The 15,291-nt window shown below is 47.3% G+C and carries 11 protein-coding genes; 6 read left to right on the plus strand and 5 right to left on the minus strand.

Features of this window, described 5'->3' with window-relative positions; all coding sequences use genetic code 11:
* Position 1 precedes the first annotated feature (1 nt).
* Together trkA and ACY2RR_RS15875 are read left to right on the plus strand one after the other, a co-directional pair.
* Positions 2–1,375 (plus strand): Trk system potassium transporter TrkA, encoded by a 1,374-nt coding sequence (gene trkA, locus ACY2RR_RS15870; RefSeq protein ID WP_490109148.1) that lies wholly within the window; start codon positions 2–4, stop codon positions 1,373–1,375.
* Positions 1,376–1,493: 118 nt separating this feature from the next.
* Complete coding sequence (locus tag ACY2RR_RS15875) at positions 1,494–2,942, plus strand: TrkH family potassium uptake protein (RefSeq protein WP_490109149.1); 1,449 nt, start codon at positions 1,494–1,496, stop codon at positions 2,940–2,942.
* On the opposite strand, the gene ACY2RR_RS15880 is transcribed toward ACY2RR_RS15875, so the two are convergent.
* Positions 2,899–4,797: a phosphatidylinositol-specific phospholipase C domain-containing protein gene (locus tag ACY2RR_RS15880; protein ID WP_490109150.1), complete on the minus strand. Its 1,899-nt coding sequence runs from the start codon at positions 4,795–4,797 to the stop codon at positions 2,899–2,901. The two genes, ACY2RR_RS15875 and ACY2RR_RS15880, sit on opposite strands and share 44 nt — an antisense overlap.
* A gap of 289 nt (positions 4,798–5,086) precedes the next feature.
* On the opposite strand from ACY2RR_RS15880, the gene glyQ reads away from it, so the two are divergent.
* From glyQ to ACY2RR_RS15900, 4 genes are all read left to right on the plus strand, one after another.
* Positions 5,087–6,034, plus strand: a complete 948-nt coding sequence (gene glyQ / locus ACY2RR_RS15885; RefSeq protein ID WP_490109151.1) for a glycine--tRNA ligase subunit alpha — start codon at positions 5,087–5,089, stop codon at positions 6,032–6,034.
* Positions 6,034–8,124, plus strand: coding sequence for a glycine--tRNA ligase subunit beta (glyS, locus tag ACY2RR_RS15890; RefSeq protein WP_490109152.1), 2,091 nt, complete (start codon positions 6,034–6,036; stop codon positions 8,122–8,124). The genes glyQ and glyS overlap by 1 nt, the downstream gene beginning before the upstream one ends.
* 154 nt (positions 8,125–8,278) lie before the next feature.
* Complete coding sequence (gmhB, locus tag ACY2RR_RS15895) at positions 8,279–8,815, plus strand: D-glycero-beta-D-manno-heptose 1,7-bisphosphate 7-phosphatase (RefSeq protein ID WP_490109153.1); 537 nt, start codon at positions 8,279–8,281, stop codon at positions 8,813–8,815.
* Positions 8,816–8,928: 113 nt separating this feature from the next.
* A complete protein-coding gene (locus ACY2RR_RS15900; RefSeq protein WP_490109154.1) occupies positions 8,929–9,543 on the plus strand; it encodes a lysophospholipid acyltransferase family protein in 615 nt (204 codons plus the stop codon).
* A 55-nt stretch (positions 9,544–9,598) separates the two neighbouring features.
* On the opposite strand, the gene ACY2RR_RS15905 is transcribed toward ACY2RR_RS15900, so the two are convergent.
* From ACY2RR_RS15905 to recF, 4 genes are all read right to left on the minus strand, one after another.
* The gene (locus ACY2RR_RS15905; RefSeq protein WP_490109155.1) at positions 9,599–10,843 is read right to left on the minus strand and encodes a hypothetical protein; all 1,245 of its coding nucleotides are present in this window, start codon (positions 10,841–10,843) and stop codon (positions 9,599–9,601) included.
* A gap of 163 nt (positions 10,844–11,006) precedes the next feature.
* On the minus strand, positions 11,007–11,594 hold the full coding sequence (gene lpcA, locus ACY2RR_RS15910) for a D-sedoheptulose 7-phosphate isomerase (protein WP_490109156.1): 588 nt from the start codon (positions 11,592–11,594) through the stop codon (positions 11,007–11,009).
* A 67-nt stretch (positions 11,595–11,661) separates the two neighbouring features.
* On the minus strand, positions 11,662–14,076 hold the full coding sequence (gene gyrB, locus ACY2RR_RS15915; protein ID WP_490109327.1) for a DNA topoisomerase (ATP-hydrolyzing) subunit B: 2,415 nt from the start codon (positions 14,074–14,076) through the stop codon (positions 11,662–11,664).
* Between the two features lie 77 nt (positions 14,077–14,153).
* The gene (gene recF, locus ACY2RR_RS15920) at positions 14,154–15,290 is read right to left on the minus strand and encodes a DNA replication/repair protein RecF (RefSeq protein ID WP_490109157.1); all 1,137 of its coding nucleotides are present in this window, start codon (positions 15,288–15,290) and stop codon (positions 14,154–14,156) included.
* Position 15,291: the final 1 nt, after the last annotated feature.

A 15,291-nucleotide genomic window follows, 5' to 3' on the forward strand; every position in this document is an offset into this window, starting at 1 on the left:
CATGAAAATTATCATTCTGGGTGCCGGGCAGGTTGGCGGCACTCTGGCCGAGAATCTGGCCAACGAAGAAAATGATATTACCGTTGTGGATACCAACGCCGAACGCCTGAGAGAACTTCAGGAGCGTATGGATATTCGCACTGTTCACGGTATGGCATCTTTCCCGTCTGTTCTAAAGCAGGCTGGTGCTGATGATGCCGACATGCTGGTTGCCGTAACCAACAGTGATGAAGTGAATATGGTGGCTTGTCAAATAGCTTTCACCATGTTCCATACTCCAACAAAGATTGCCCGTATCCGGCAAACCGCTTACCTCACACGAACAGGTTTGTTCAGTGAAGAAGCTTTCCCTGTTGATGTACTTATCAGCCCTGAGCAAGTGGTTACCAACCACATTAAGCGCTTGATAGAGCATCCCGGCGCTTTACAGGTTCTGGACTTTGCCAATGGCCGATTGCAGATGGTGGCAGTAAAAGCTTACTACGGTGGACCTCTGGTAAACCAGGAACTGCGTACCATTCGGGAACATATGCCCAATGTGGATACCCGTGTAGCAGCTATTTTCCGACGCGGTAAAGCGATCACGCCTGAAGGCACAACAGTGATTGAAGCCGATGATGAAGTGTTCTTTATCGCTGACCGCCGCCATATTCGCGATGTTATGAGCGAGCTGCGCCGTCTGGATCAGGACTACAAACGCATAATCATTGCTGGCGGCGGCAACATCGGTTTGCGTCTGGCTCAGGCAATTGAAGACCGTTACAACGTTAAAATCATTGAACAGAGCCTTTCTCGCTGCCATCAGCTGTCTCAGGACCTGAACAAAGCCATCGTGTTTAACGGTAGTGCGTCTGACAAAGACCTTCTTCAGTCAGAAAGCATTGAAGGCACCGATATCTTTATTGCTCTTACCAATGATGACGAAGCCAATGTTATGTCATCCATGCTGGCCAAGAGATTAGGTGCCCGCAAGGTAATGACCCTGATTAACAACCCAGCTTATGTGGACCTGGTGCAGGGTGGAGAGATTGATATCGCCATTTCTCCACAGCTGGTAACCATTGGCAGCCTCTTACGGCATGTAAGACGTGGTGACGTAGTAAATGTTCACTCACTCCGCCGTGGTGCAGCTGAAGCCTTTGAAGCCATTGCTCATGGCGACAAGCACAGTTCCAAAGTTGTTGGTCATACGATTGGTGAAGTTGCACTTCCTCACGGCACAACAATTGGTGCCATTGTTCGTAATGATGAAGTGCTGATTGCCCACGATCACATTGAGATTGAAGCTGGTGACCACGTTATCTTGTTCCTCACCGACAAGAAGCGTATAACCGAAGTTGAGAAGCTGTTCCAAGTGGGAATCGCCTTCTTCTAAGAAGGAGGTATGTGGAACATAAAAAGATATATACGAGGGCCTGTTTAAACAGGCTCCGATAAACAACAAATAATATTTGGCAGACAGACTTTCTGTCTGTGGGGAGCACAGCCGGTTCATGCACCCATCGGTTATTTTTCGAATTCTTGGGGTTTTGCTGGTTCTGTTTAGCCTGGCAAGTCTTCCTCCTATGCTCGTTGCCTGGATTTATAACGAGCCAGAAATCACTCTTTTCTCTTACACATTTCTGGTAACGGTTCTTACAGGAGCAGGTTGCTGGCTACCGTTTTACCGAACCCGCCATGAACTCAGACCAAGAGATGGTTTTCTTGTAACAGTATTGTTCTGGTTGGTACTTAGCCTGTTTGCCTCGATTCCATTCCTGCTGATGGATTTACCAGCTCTGTCGTTTACTGATGCCTTCTTTGAAGCGATGTCAGGTTTAACAACAACTGGAGCAACAGTTCTCACCAATATCGAGACCCTGCCGCGATCTATATTGTTTTATCGCCAGCAACTCCAATGGCTGGGCGGTATGGGAATTATTGTTCTCGCAGTAGCCATTCTTCCCATGCTCGGTATTGGTGGTATGCAGCTTTATCGCACAGAAGCGCCCGGCCCAATAAAAGATAGAAAGCTTCAACCACGTATTGCAGAAACAGCCAAAACTCTTTGGTACCTCTATCTGGCTATGACCATTATCTGCGCACTGGCTTACTGGTTGGCAGGTATGAACCTTTTCGATGCTGTTTCCCACAGTTTTTCAACTGTGGCGATAGGCGGCTTTTCAACATACGACGCCAGCATTGGATATTTCGACAGCGCTCTGATTGAAGGTATCGCTGTATTTTTTATGGTGCTGTCAGGGATGAACTTTGCGCTGCATTATTTCGCCCTGCAAAGCCGTAACCCTCTTTATTATTTGCAAGACCCTGAGGTTAGGGGATACCTCGGCATACTTTTATTTGTCGGCGTCATTACCGTGGTTGCTCTTCATTTTACTGGCACCTATACAGACTGGGACGCTGTGCGTTACGGCGTGTTTGAGGTGGTTTCGGTTGCAACCACAACCGGATTCTCCATTTCTGACTTCTCACTCTGGCCGATATTCCTGCCAATGCTGTTGTTCCTGACCAGCTTCTCCGGTGCCTGCGCCGGTTCGACTGGTGGCGGAATGAAAGTTATCCGTATCATCCTGATTTTTAAGCAGGGCTCACGGGAACTTAAACGACTCATTCACCCTAATGCGATATTTGCCATAAAGCTGGGGAAAAGGGCGGTTCCAGATAGAGTGGCTGAAGCCGTATGGGGATTCTTCTCGGCTTATATTTTCCTGTTCATCATTATGGATCTGGCGCTGTTAGCTACAGGTCTGGATCTGACGACAGCCTTTTCAACTGTTGCTTCCTGCCTGAACAACCTTGGGCCTGCCCTTGGTGAAGCATCTGCTAACTACCAAGGGCTGCCCGATACCGCCAAGTGGATTCTTTCCTTCGCCATGCTTCTTGGCCGGCTGGAAATATTTACTCTGGTGGTGCTGTTTTCTCCGATGTTCTGGCGACACTAAAGAAACGGAATGCGCCCAGCTTTTGCTTCAGGTTTAACCAGGCATGGCTGGCGCTTTCTTCCACAATCAGATTCATCATGCTGTAGGCTTCCATTGGTGTTTTAGGAGCAGCAAACTCTCCGCCACCGTATTGGAAGCATGTGCTGTGGCCATCACCCCAAGCTCCTTTAATAACCTCTCCACCATTTTTAGCCAGATAATAATCAATACCGTTATGGCACAGGAAAGAGCGCAATTCATCACATGCCGATGTTTCGTAAGAGGCGAGACTGCTTAACCCCGAACCTTCATTGCCATCAGGAACAGAAGCAACGCAAAGCTGCTGATTGTCCTGCCATGAAACACCGTTGGTTTTGAAGGTCCAGAACTGCAAACCATAACGGCCACTCCAATCTCTTGGGCAATCATTATTCATACTGTTGCTGTCACCGGCACCAAGATGATCCATTCCCAGATCATTCACTCCACAACGGGCAGCGGTTGAAAGGGTGACAGGGTTAAAGCGTTTGTTGGAGAAGGTGTTGTCACCTTCCACAGCCCGCACATAGTGCTGGCTGCTGGCAATGCCATCACACTTTTGAGTGATATCCCGATCAAACCAGATTTCTTTGCTAGGATAGATAAAGGCAACATCTTCCGCTCTTACTGCGCCATCTCTATTGCAGTCCAGCCCCATAAACATGATTTGCCGGCCAGCTTTAATAAGTTCTTCCGAAACCAGCGATTCAGCCGGGCGTGTTCCGCCATTTAAACAGGTTTTAAACCCTTCTCCCTGCTTAGGAGGAGTGTGCATTTGGCGGCCATAAGTCTTAATTACGGAATGGTTAAACCAGTCATACTCCGAGCCATTCATATGATCTTCTAAACGAATCAAAATAAACTGATCAGGCCGACTATCGAGAAAGGATTTTATTTCAGCCAGTACACGACGAAGATTTATACGGTGCCAAGGCGCACTGCAATCGGTTTGATGACAGAGGTAAGCCACGCCATCACTACCGTGAACATCCAGTTCTAATACCCGTGCACCCAGTTCAAGCTGCTGGTAGATAGACAAGTCCTGATTAGAGCCCAGCGAGAATATTTCATCGATATAGTCATCACTCTGATAAGAGTTATGGCTTCCAAGACGATGTTGATGGTAGAAGCTTGCCTTGTTACCAGAGTCGTACATCAGGTTAACAGCAGCTTCCCAATCCAGAGGTTTACGCTTACTAATCCTGAAGCTATCAACTTCATCGTCCCAGCCAATATCACTGATATAGGCATGACTGCGGGTTATGGCTTTCTTTCGTCCTTTAAAGTCAGGATGGCTGAACATATCAACGGAAGTCTCAGGCCCAAGCATCACGGACGAAGCTCTGTTTTTAAAACCTTTAAGATCGGCCACATCTTCAGCGAAGCACTTTGGCGTACCCCGAAATCCCGGATGTTCAAAAAAACAGGAGAAAGTTGTCGTTGGTCTTTGGAAAAGGGTGAACGAGCTGATGGCATCTTCAAGGTGATCCATCTCATAAACGTTCACAAAGAGATTAGCGCCTTCACCCTGTTGATTGGTGTGCTTATAGACTCTTACTGCACCCTTGTTATAAAGACGAACTGAAGAGAGTTTATCGTTAAGGTAAGAAGGAATGTTGAGGGATGCGCGTTCTTCCGCCTTTTCGAGAGCGTAGCAGACAGCTTTTTCATCCCGCTCATAATTTCGGGCACCAAACAGACAGACTGCCGGTAAGGTTTGTTCTGCGGCCTGCTCTTCACTCAGTTCCGTCCACGAATAAGACGGAGCACTCCAGCAAAAATAGATGAAAGGAAGTAAAACTCTAAAGAATTTAAATCTGCAATTTGTACTGCTCATTGGACAGCCTTACCCGAGAGTATCTAAAACTACTCAGGTAAAGTTGTTGAGAAGTTCGGGGTTGTCCAATTGGTATTTTTGTAGCCCCAAATGAGCCGTATTGATATTTACACTCACTCTCGAATGGCAACAACCCCCTAAAGAACACATTTTCATCACCTGATCAGGAGTTATCCACTCCCTGCTATCCATTCCTGCTGCATATCTAGGGTATAATCCGCACAATTTTTATTATCTGGCCTGCTTTCCCAACCGGATCAGGCAATGGAATACAACCCGAGGTGGAACTGTGACCAATCAGAATGCGCCCGACGTCAGTACGTTTCAGGGGCTGATACTTACCCTGCAAAACTTCTGGGCAAGTCATGGCTGTGTAGTAATGCAACCCCTGGACATGGAAGTAGGTGCCGGCACATTCCACCCGGCGACATTCCTGCGAGCCATCGGCCCTGAGAACTGGAACGCGGCCTATGTTCAGCCTAGCCGCCGCCCAACCGATGGCCGTTACGGTGAGAACCCTAACCGTCTGCAGCACTACTACCAGTTCCAGGTAGTGATGAAGCCAAACCCTGCTAACTTCCAGGAACTGTATCTCGACTCCCTGCGAGCGCTGGGCGTTGATCCTCTGGTTCACGATATTCGCTTCGTTGAAGATAACTGGGAATCCCCAACCTTGGGTGCCTGGGGTCTTGGCTGGGAAGTATGGATGAACGGCATGGAAGTTACTCAGTTCACTTACTTCCAGCAGGCCGGTGGTATTGAGTGCTACCCGGTGACCGGCGAAATCACTTACGGTCTGGAACGTCTGGCCATGTACATTCAGGAAGTAGACAACGTTTACGACCTGATCTGGACCCGTGGCCCACAGGGTGATGTAACTTACGGCGACGTGTTCCACCAGAACGAAGTTGAGCAGTCCACTTTCAACTTTGAACATGCCGACACTAAGGTTCTGTTCGAACACTTTGATTTCTACGAGCAGGAATCCAAGCGACTGGTTGAACTGGGCCTGCCTCTGCCAGCTTACGAGTTCACCCTGAAAGCGTCTCACACTTTCAACCTGCTGGATGCCCGCCACGCGATCTCCGTAACTGAGCGTCAGCGTTTCATCCTGCGAGTACGTACTCTGGCAAGAGAGGTTGCAAAGGCTTATTACGATGCTCGTAAGAAGCTTGGTTTCCCAATGGCCGATGAAGATATCCGCCAAGAAGTTCTGAACATGCAGGAGAGCAACTGATGTCTACTCAAGATTTTCTGGTTGAGCTGGGCACAGAAGAGCTGCCTCCAAAAGCGCTTCGCAAGCTTTCTGATGCCTTTACCAACGGCATTCTGACTCGCATTGATCAGGCAGGCCTGAAGCATGGCGCTCATCAGTCTTTTGCCGCTCCACGCCGTCTGGCTCTGCTGATTCGTGATCTGGAAACCAACCAGCCAGACAAAGAAGTTGAACGTCGCGGCCCTGCTGTCCAGGCTGCCTTTGATGCTGAAGGCAACCCAAGTAAAGCAGCCCAGGGTTTTGCCCGTTCCTGTGGTGTTGAAGTTTCTGACCTTGACCGTTTGGAAACCAAAAAAGGTGCCTGGCTTGTTTACCGCTCAGTAGAGCAGGGCAAGGCAACTTCTGAACTGATTCCTTCCATCATTTCCGCTTCACTGGAAGAGCTGCCTATTCCAAAGCGCATGCGCTGGGGTAAAAGCCGCACGGAATTTGTTCGTCCCGCACAGTGGTTGGTAACACTGTTAGGCAACGAAGTTGTTGATTGTGAAATTCTTGGCCTGAAGTCTGGCCGTGAAACCCGCGGTCATCGCTTCCACTACAACCAATCCATCGCTATTGAACAGCCAGCTGATTACCAGAAGCTTTTGGCTCGCACCGGTTTTGTTGTGGCTGACTACGATAGTCGTAAAGAAACTATTCGTCAGCAGGTTGAAGCTGAAGCTCAAAAGCTGGGTGGTGTAGCGGTTATTGATGAAGACCTTCTGGACGAAGTAGCTTCCCTGAACGAATGGCCTTCTGCACTGTCTGGCCGTTTTGATGATGCCTTCCTGGAAGTTCCTTCCGAAGCTCTGATCTCTTCTATGAAAGAGCACCAGAAATACTTCCACATTGAAAATGATAAAGGTGAGCTGATGCCTCACTTTATCACTATCACCAACATCCAGAGCAAAGACCCTTCTCAGGTTATTTCCGGTAATGAGAAGGTTATTCGTCCTCGTCTGGCCGACGCGCGTTTCTTCTATGAAACAGACAAGAAAACGACACTGGACGCAAACCGCGAAAAACTGAAACCTGTCGTATTCCAGAAAATTCTTGGTTCTGTTTACGATAAGACTGAACGCATCGCACGCCTATCGTCGTTTATTGCGCAACAGGAAGACGGTAACGCCGAAAACGCCAAGCGTGCCGGTGAACTGTGTAAGTCTGATCTTGTGTCTGAAATGGTTCTGGAATTCACAGATCTGCAGGGCATTATGGGCATGTACTACGGCGAAAACGATGGCGAGCAGCCTGATGTTTGCAAGGCTCTGAATGAGCAGTACATGCCTCGTTTCGCTGGTGATGAGCTGCCAACAACCCTTACTGGCTGTGCTGTCGCCATCGCAGACAAGATCGATACCATCACCGGTATCTTTGGTATTAAACAGCCACCGTCTGGTAGCAAAGACCCATTCGCCCTCCGTCGTGCGACACTCGGCGTATTGCGCATTATCGTTGAAAAGAAACTCAATCTGGATCTGCGCAGCCTGATTAGTGAAGCCATTGATGGTTACAAGGCACAGGGGGTTGAACTACCTGCCGGTGAAGAGCTGACTGAAACAGTCCTTGATTTCATGCTGGAACGTTTCCGTGCCTGGTACCAAGGCGAAGGAATCTCCGCAGAAGTATTCCTGTCTGTACGCGCTCTGAAGCCTTCTCGCCCATTCGATTTCGATCAGCGCGTGAAAGCTGTTGCCGAGTTCGGAAACCTTCCAGAAGCTCTGGCGCTGGCCTCTGCAAACAAGCGTGTTTCCAACATCCTGGCCAAAGCTGGAGATGTTGTGATTCCAGATGTTATTGATGCTGGGTTACTCACTGAAGCGGCTGAGAAGAACCTTCATAGCGTTCTCTCCGCATCTATTGCTGATGTTACACCTCTGTTGGCAGAAGGTAACTACAGTGCAGCCATGAATCAGCTGGCAAGCCTCAAAGAGCCCGTTGATACCTTCTTTGATGAAGTGATGGTTAACGTTGATGACGAGAAGGTGAAGCTGAACCGCTACGCTCTGCTGAAGCAGCTGCGCAGCTTGTTCCTCCATGTTGCAGATATTTCTCTGTTACAGGCCAGCTAATCTTTTTTGATTAGACTTAAAAGTGCGGCTTTGGCCGCACTTTTTTTATCTGCCGAAAAGATTCTGCAAACTAAAATTCGCTTTATAGACGTTTCCAGTTTCCAGCTCTTTCATTATTATTCTTTTCAAATTTATTTCAGGCATTTGGTAGTTGATGAATCTGGTAATTCTCGACCGTGACGGTGTAATTAATGAAGACTCGGATGACTATATAAAGTCCCCTGAAGAGTGGCTCCCAATACCGGGAAGTATAGAGGCCATAGCTAAACTCTCTCAGGCCGGTTTTACCGTTGCTGTAGCTACCAATCAGTCAGGTATAGGAAGAGGTTATTACTCTCTTGATACTCTTCAGGCTATGCACCACAAGATGAATAGTCTGGTAGAAGCTGCCGGTGGCAAGATTGCCTGCATTCGCTTCTGCCCCCATACTCCCGACGACCACTGTGACTGCCGCAAACCCAAGCCAGGCCTTGTTCGGCAGATAGAGCAAGACCTCTCCTGTAAAGCAGAAGGAGCCTGGTTTGTTGGTGATACTTCGAAAGATATGGAAGTTGCCAAAACCTGTGGTTGTAACCCCGTTTTAGTGAAAACCGGAAAAGGTCAAAGAACTTTGCAAAAAGGTCTGGCTCTTGATGGTGTTCGTGTTGTTGAGAATCTGCTGGAGTTTGCTGATTTTCTAATCAAGGACTGACAATGATAAAAATGCTGTTTTTGCTTTGCTGGCTGAGAACAATTGTTTTTTATGTTCTCTGGGTTACATGGACTTTACTTTGGTGTTCATTTGTAATTTTCGCTGTTTACTTCGTGCCAAAACACGCACGCCATGGTTTTGTTATCAAAACATTTTGTGTTGTGACTTTGTTTTTAAACCGAGTTATTTGCGGAATTACCTGGAAGGTTGAGGGGGAAGAAAATATTCCAGATCAGCCTTGTGTTGTTGCCAGTAACCACCAATCCCCATGGGAAACCTTCCTTGTTCAGATGCTGTTTACTCCCCAGTCCACAGTTATAAAAAAGGAACTGCTTTTTATACCGTTCTTTGGCTGGGCATTTAAAAAAGTGAACCCCATAGCTATTGATCGAAAGGATGGTCGATCCGCATTACAACAGGTTGTTGAGAAGGGGAAAGAGTGTCTCTTGAATGGTCACTGGGTTGCGATTTTTCCTGAAGGAACCCGTCATCGCTGGCCTGAAGTAGGGCGCTTTACCCGTGGAACTGCTTCTCTTGCGGTTTATGCTGGGGTTCCTGTTCTGCCTATGGCACACAATGCCGGCAGGTATTGGCCAGCCCATAAATGGCTGAAAACTCCTGGCGAAATAACCGTAAGAATTGGCCCTGTCATTGAAAGTAAAGATAAAGAAATTCCCGATTTAACTGAAAAGATTCGTGAGTGGGTTGTTAGCAATAAGCCTTACTAATCCAATTAGAGCTGGAATATAAGAAGAGCAGGGCAAAACCCTGCTCTTTTTGGTTTTACATCATTTCCAGATCTTCACCTAGATTTATTGCCCTTTGCCTGTATCTACTCAGCTCACCTTTAATCTGAGTATGATTTCCACGGACGTCGTAGTAGCAGTTCACAGCCTTTTTTTTCATACCGTACTGATAGGTGTCAGCTCTTCTTTCTAAAGGCTTGTTATATACCTTTTTAAGTTTATCTGTGCACTCTCCGATATACCCCCAGACCTTTTGACTTGTACTGCTTGCTGGATGACGCTCTTCAACATGGTATTGTTGTTGTCCTCTTCTTCTTTCGAGAAGTCTTGATGCGATTGTGCTGTTATCTCCCTCTTCTTCTATACCCTGTTGTGTTCTGAGGGCATCGAGCCGGTATTGCGCTGATGCTGACGAAGGCACATAAGATGTGTATCCATTCAATTGTCGCCATTGCCTTTCATTAACAGCAATATCCCTTCTTCTCTCCCTTTTTCTCTGTCCGTTATAGTTATACACACCTTTTAAGTGGGTTTTATGCTCACCCTTAACTTTTTCAAGTGTTTCCTCTCTCGCATCTGATGAGCTGAACCATGGCAAATTATTCTTAGCAACAGTCACAGCCCTTTTTAACAACCCCTCGTTTTTCTCCACTCTCTCCAAACAGTTTTTAATATTTTTATGAGTTTCATCCAGGCGCCTTTCACACTCTTTTTTTCCTTCAAACAATCGAGTGTGCACATACTTACCTGCAATATGTAAACTTGTGGCAATAAATACTCCTGTCAGGCCAAATGCGATCTCAACAGCAGGTCCGGCCAAACTACCCAAGTCATATCCAAATAAAGTGGTTGATGCTGTTGCCAATCCCATCTTTAGTACCTGTGAGGCCTGGCTTGCGGGGCAATACCCAAGACCGAGTGCCTCCGCCGCTCCAAGTGCAGGGGTAAATCCGTTTTTAACTATTTCCGCAATTGGCCAGCGGCCAAAGTACCAGAGCAACCCGCCAATTGCTGTTCCAATTCCGCCACCAACAACATAGGCACTTTCAACCCCTTCTCTAATCTTTGCCCAGAGGGAGTCCTCAGTTAAATATTCTTCGTGAAATTGCTTTCCTTTAGCAACATGGCTCTCACCGTTAGTTGCAGAAATGCTGTGTTCCCCCCATGAGCTGGAGTTGGGAGGCAAGTGAGCCTGAAAGCCTCCTTGTCCTGGTGGTGCGGGATAAAAACCATTTTGTGGGTTATTTGTAGCGCTAAACATGGTGAGGCCCTCAATATCCATATCAGAGTTACCTCTTTGACCACCAGCTAACAGCTTTGTTTGGTTGTGGATAACCAGTGAGTCAGTATTACTAACAATGAGAAATAAGCAGGGCAGGGGAGTTTAGGGTGATATTGCGGGAAGCCTTACAGGCCGGGGCTTTAGCCGGCCTGTAAACAGGAGACTACTTGCTCTCCATTAGCTTTTCTATGGTACCAATAAGAATGTGGATAACCTTGATATGCACTTCCTGAATGCGATCCGCATAACCGAAGTGGGGCACACAGATCTCTATATCAGCCATACCAGCCATTTTACCGCCATCCTTACCCGTAAGGGCAATTGTCTTTACCCCCTTCTCAGAGGCGGCCTCAAAGGCTCTGATGATATTTGCGGAATTGCCGCTGGTGCTGATTCCAAGAACAACATCACCAGATTGGGCTACAGCTTCTACATAGCGGCTAAATACATACTCATAGCCGAAGTCATTACTTACACACGAGATATGGCTTGGATCGGATATAGCAATACCAGGGTAACCGGGGCGATTATCCCGATATCTGCCTGTCAGCTCCTCGGCGAAATGCATAGCATCACAATGAGAGCCGCCGTTTCCGCAGGACAGAACCTTTCCGTCAGCCTTGAATGACTCAGCGATCAGCTCAGCGGCATTCTGGATTTTCTGGAGCTGCTCTTCATCAGACAGAAAACGTGCCAGCACTTCCTGCGCTTCTGTCAGCTCACCTCGGATAAAAGATTGTATTTCCTGCATTTTCATACCTTAGATGAAAAGGCCGGTACTCTTTTGAAAAGTACCGGCCTGTTAACTTCTTTAAGGGTTATACGTCGAGGTTGGCAACCTTGAGCGCATTGCTTTCAATAAAGTCTCGACGAGGCTCTACCTGATCTCCCATCAGCGTCGTGAAAATCTGATCTGCCGCAATAGCATCTTCGATTGTCACTTTCAGCATCCGGCGGTTAACCGGATCCATGGTAGTTTCCCAAAGCTGGTCTGGGTTCATCTCTCCAAGTCCCTTATAGCGCTGGATACCATGACGCTTGGTAGATTCATACATCAACCAATCGAGCCCTTGATCGAAAGTATCAACTGGCTGGGTACGCTCTCCTTTACGAATATGGGCACCTTTCTCCAGCAATCCATTCAGCTTATTACCCAGCTTAACGATCAATGCATAATCATTGGATGAGAAAAATTCATTCTGAAACAAAAATATTGTTTCCAGACCATGTGCCTTTACAGAAACCTCTGGCAACCAGGAGTTATGTTCACGGTCTTCTACAACACGCATAGACATCATGCTGCCAGACATAACATTACTGGAGAGCTTTTCATCAAGCTTGCTAACCCAGGCTTCGACCAAAGCTTTGTCTTTCAGGTTATCTTCGGTCAATGTTTCTGCATAAATCAGCTGCTGTAAAACTGCAGGTGGATACAGGCGCGATAAGCGGTTGATAACATTTTGAACCTTACGATATTCGTTAACCAGAGATTCCAACTGGTCATCTGCAATACCAGGAGCATCTTCATTCACATGCAGGCTCGCGTTTTCCAGAGCCATCGTGGTGAGATATTCCTGTAAGGCATCATCATCTTTCAGATACTGCTCCTGCTTACCACGCTTAACCTTATAGAGAGGTGGCTGTGCAATATAGATATAGCCTTTCTCAATCAGTTCAGGCATTTGCCGGAAGAAAAATGTCAGCAACAAGGTACGAATGTGTGCACCATCAACATCAGCATCCGTCATGATGATGATGTGGTGATAACGCAGTTTTTCTGGGTTGAACTCTTCGCGGCCAATACCACAGCCTAAAGCTGTGATCAGTGTGCCAACTTCCTGAGAAGAGAGCATCTTATCAAAGCGTGCTTTTTCAACGTTAAGAATCTTACCTTTCAAAGGCAGAATAGCCTGCGCACGGCGATCACGGCCTTGTTTGGCGGAACCGCCGGCCGAGTCACCCTCCACTATATAGAGTTCGGACAGTGCTGGATCTTTCTCCTGACAGTCCGCGAGCTTCCCTGGCAGGCCAGCAATATCCAATACACCTTTACGCCGCGTCATATCACGGGCTTTACGGGCAGCTTCACGGGCACGGGCAGCATCCAGCATTTTCCCAACAATCGTTTTCGATTCCTGAGGGTTTTCCAGCAGGAAAGTCGAGAATAGTTTACCCATCTCCTGTTCAACTGCTGTTTTTACCTCGGAGGAAACCAGTTTGTCTTTTGTTTGGGAAGAGAACTTTGGATCAGGAACTTTTACTGAAACGATGGCAGTCAAACCTTCCCGGGCATCATCACCAGTAGTACTGACTTTTTGTTTTCTCGCCAGACCTTCCGCTTCAATATAATTATTCAACGTACGGGTGAGGGCACCCCGAAAACCAGCCAGGTGCGTGCCACCATCACGGTTAGTTATATTGTTAGTGAAGCAGTAAATGTTTTCCTGAAAGCTGTCATTCCACTGCATGGCAATTTCAACACCAACACCATCTTCATGCATGGAATTAAAGTGGAATACTTTATTCACAGCTGTTTTGTTCTGATTCAGGTATTCAACAAACGCTTTCAGACCACCTTCATACATGAACTGATCTTCACGACCATCACGCTCATCCTTCAGGTTTATACACACACCGGAATTCAGGAAAGACAGTTCACGGAGGCGCTTAGCCAGAATGTCGTAACTGTAATGAATATTGGAAAAAGTCTCAGCAGATGGCCAGAAAGTAACTTCTGTACCAGTAGTTTCTGTTTCTCCAACAACTGTCAGTGGTGCTTTAGGAACACCATGTACATAAATCTGCTGGTGAACACTGCCCTGACGACGGATAGTCATACGTAGTTCACTGGAGAGGGCGTTTACAACAGATACCCCTACACCGTGCAGACCACCGGAAACCTTGTAGGTGTTGTCATCAAACTTACCGCCTGCGTGCAAAACGGTCATGATAACCTCGGCAGCAGAGACACCTTCACCTTCGTGAATCTCTGTAGGAATGCCACGACCATCATCCCGAACAGTTACAGACTCATCAGGATGAATGATGACATCAATCGCTGAACAGTGTCCTGCCAGCGCTTCATCGATAGAGTTATCGACGATTTCAAAAACCATGTGGTGAAGACCGGTACCATCGTCCGTATCTCCGATGTACATACCAGGGCGTTTACGAACTGCATCCAGCCCTTTCAGCACCTTAATATTCGATGCATCGTAAGTTTGTTCACTCATTCCGCCACTCTCTCCAATAGCACTGATAGCACCGTTTACTCTGCCCATAGGTCAGATTTCGGCCCACCACCAGTCGGTTATCCTGCATCCATCAGGGTTGTCTCGGCAGATTTCTGCTCCGCCCTGGAATCTTCAATCAGTACACCATGTTCCACATGGAACATTTTTACTTCTGACTCAGCACTCCAAACTTCACCCAGAGAGCCTTTATCAACACAGGTAATAAATACCTGTGCATTCATATCTTCGAGCATTTTACAAAGTCGGGCCCGATGTTCACGATCGAGCTCGGAAGGAAGGTCATCAACAAGATAGACACATCCAAAGGGTTTGCTATCACTGAACAGCTTCCCTTGCGCAAGCTTTAAGGCGCATACAACGGCCTTTTGCTGGCCACGGGATAAAGTATCTACAGCGGGAAGTCCTTGGTATCTCAGTTTGATATCTGCCCGATGAGGGCCCCACTGAGTATATCCAGCTTCCACATCTCGCCGGTAGGAACGCTTCAGTACATCACGTAAGGAGCTTTCTTTATCCCAACCCCTTGAATAGGTGATCTGAAGATCAGTGATTCCAGACAAGCTTTCAAGGGTCTTTTGAAAAACAGGATTCAGCGCTTCGAAATAAGCACGCCTGTAATTATCTATTTCTTCTCCGCTCCGGGATAGCTCTGCATCCCATACATCCATCAGCGAATCAGACATTTTACCATGTCGGAGCAATGCATTCCGCTGTTTCATGGATTTATAAGCCCGCTTCCATGCTGGCAAAAAACGATGTTCCACATGGAACACTCCCCAATCGAGAAACTGCCTTCTGTCTTTCGGGGAACCTTCAAGCAGCCTGAAAGTGTCTGGATTTATAACCTGCAAAGGGAGGATAGAGGCCAAGTCCGAACTTAATCGGGAAGGCTCTCCATTTATATGTATCCTGCAGGAAGCATCCAGTGAACGGCTAACACCAAGAGCAAAGGCGGAGTCTTTCCCTTGAACACGGCCAAATACGGTACAGGCTTCCTGTGTTTGACGAATAACAGGTTTGACCTTGGAAGAACGAAAAGAGCGTGTTGTACCGAGAAGATGAAGTGCTTCTAGAAAACTGGTCTTACCGCTACCGTTGGCGCCGTAAAGAATATTAATAGAAGGGGAGGGGGAGAGAGTTACAGATACAAGGTTTCTTATATCTGTAACCCGAACTTTCTGAAGAAAGGACATT

It is taken from the genome of Parendozoicomonas sp. 2304DJ65-17 (assembly GCF_058148445.1).

What these genes read in the sequence shown, in the direction of transcription:
- ACY2RR_RS15875 (WP_490109149.1), top strand. Translation starts at nt 1,494, where the DNA reads ATGCACCCATCGGTTATTTTTCGAATTCTTGGGGTTTTGCTGGTTCTG.
- ACY2RR_RS15880 (WP_490109150.1), bottom strand. Translation starts at nt 4,797, where the DNA reads ATGAGCAGTACAAATTGCAGATTTAAATTCTTTAGAGTTTTACTTCCT.
- trkA (WP_490109148.1), top strand. Translation starts at nt 2, where the DNA reads ATGAAAATTATCATTCTGGGTGCCGGGCAGGTTGGCGGCACTCTGGCC.
- ACY2RR_RS15905 (WP_490109155.1), bottom strand. Translation starts at nt 10,843, where the DNA reads ATGGATATTGAGGGCCTCACCATGTTTAGCGCTACAAATAACCCACAA.
- gyrB (WP_490109327.1), bottom strand. Translation starts at nt 14,076, where the DNA reads ATGAGTGAACAAACTTACGATGCATCGAATATTAAGGTGCTGAAAGGG.
- gmhB (WP_490109153.1), top strand. Translation starts at nt 8,279, where the DNA reads ATGAATCTGGTAATTCTCGACCGTGACGGTGTAATTAATGAAGACTCG.
- lpcA (WP_490109156.1), bottom strand. Translation starts at nt 11,594, where the DNA reads ATGCAGGAAATACAATCTTTTATCCGAGGTGAGCTGACAGAAGCGCAG.
- recF (WP_490109157.1), bottom strand. Translation starts at nt 15,290, where the DNA reads ATGTCCTTTCTTCAGAAAGTTCGGGTTACAGATATAAGAAACCTTGTA.
- glyS (WP_490109152.1), top strand. Translation starts at nt 6,034, where the DNA reads ATGTCTACTCAAGATTTTCTGGTTGAGCTGGGCACAGAAGAGCTGCCT.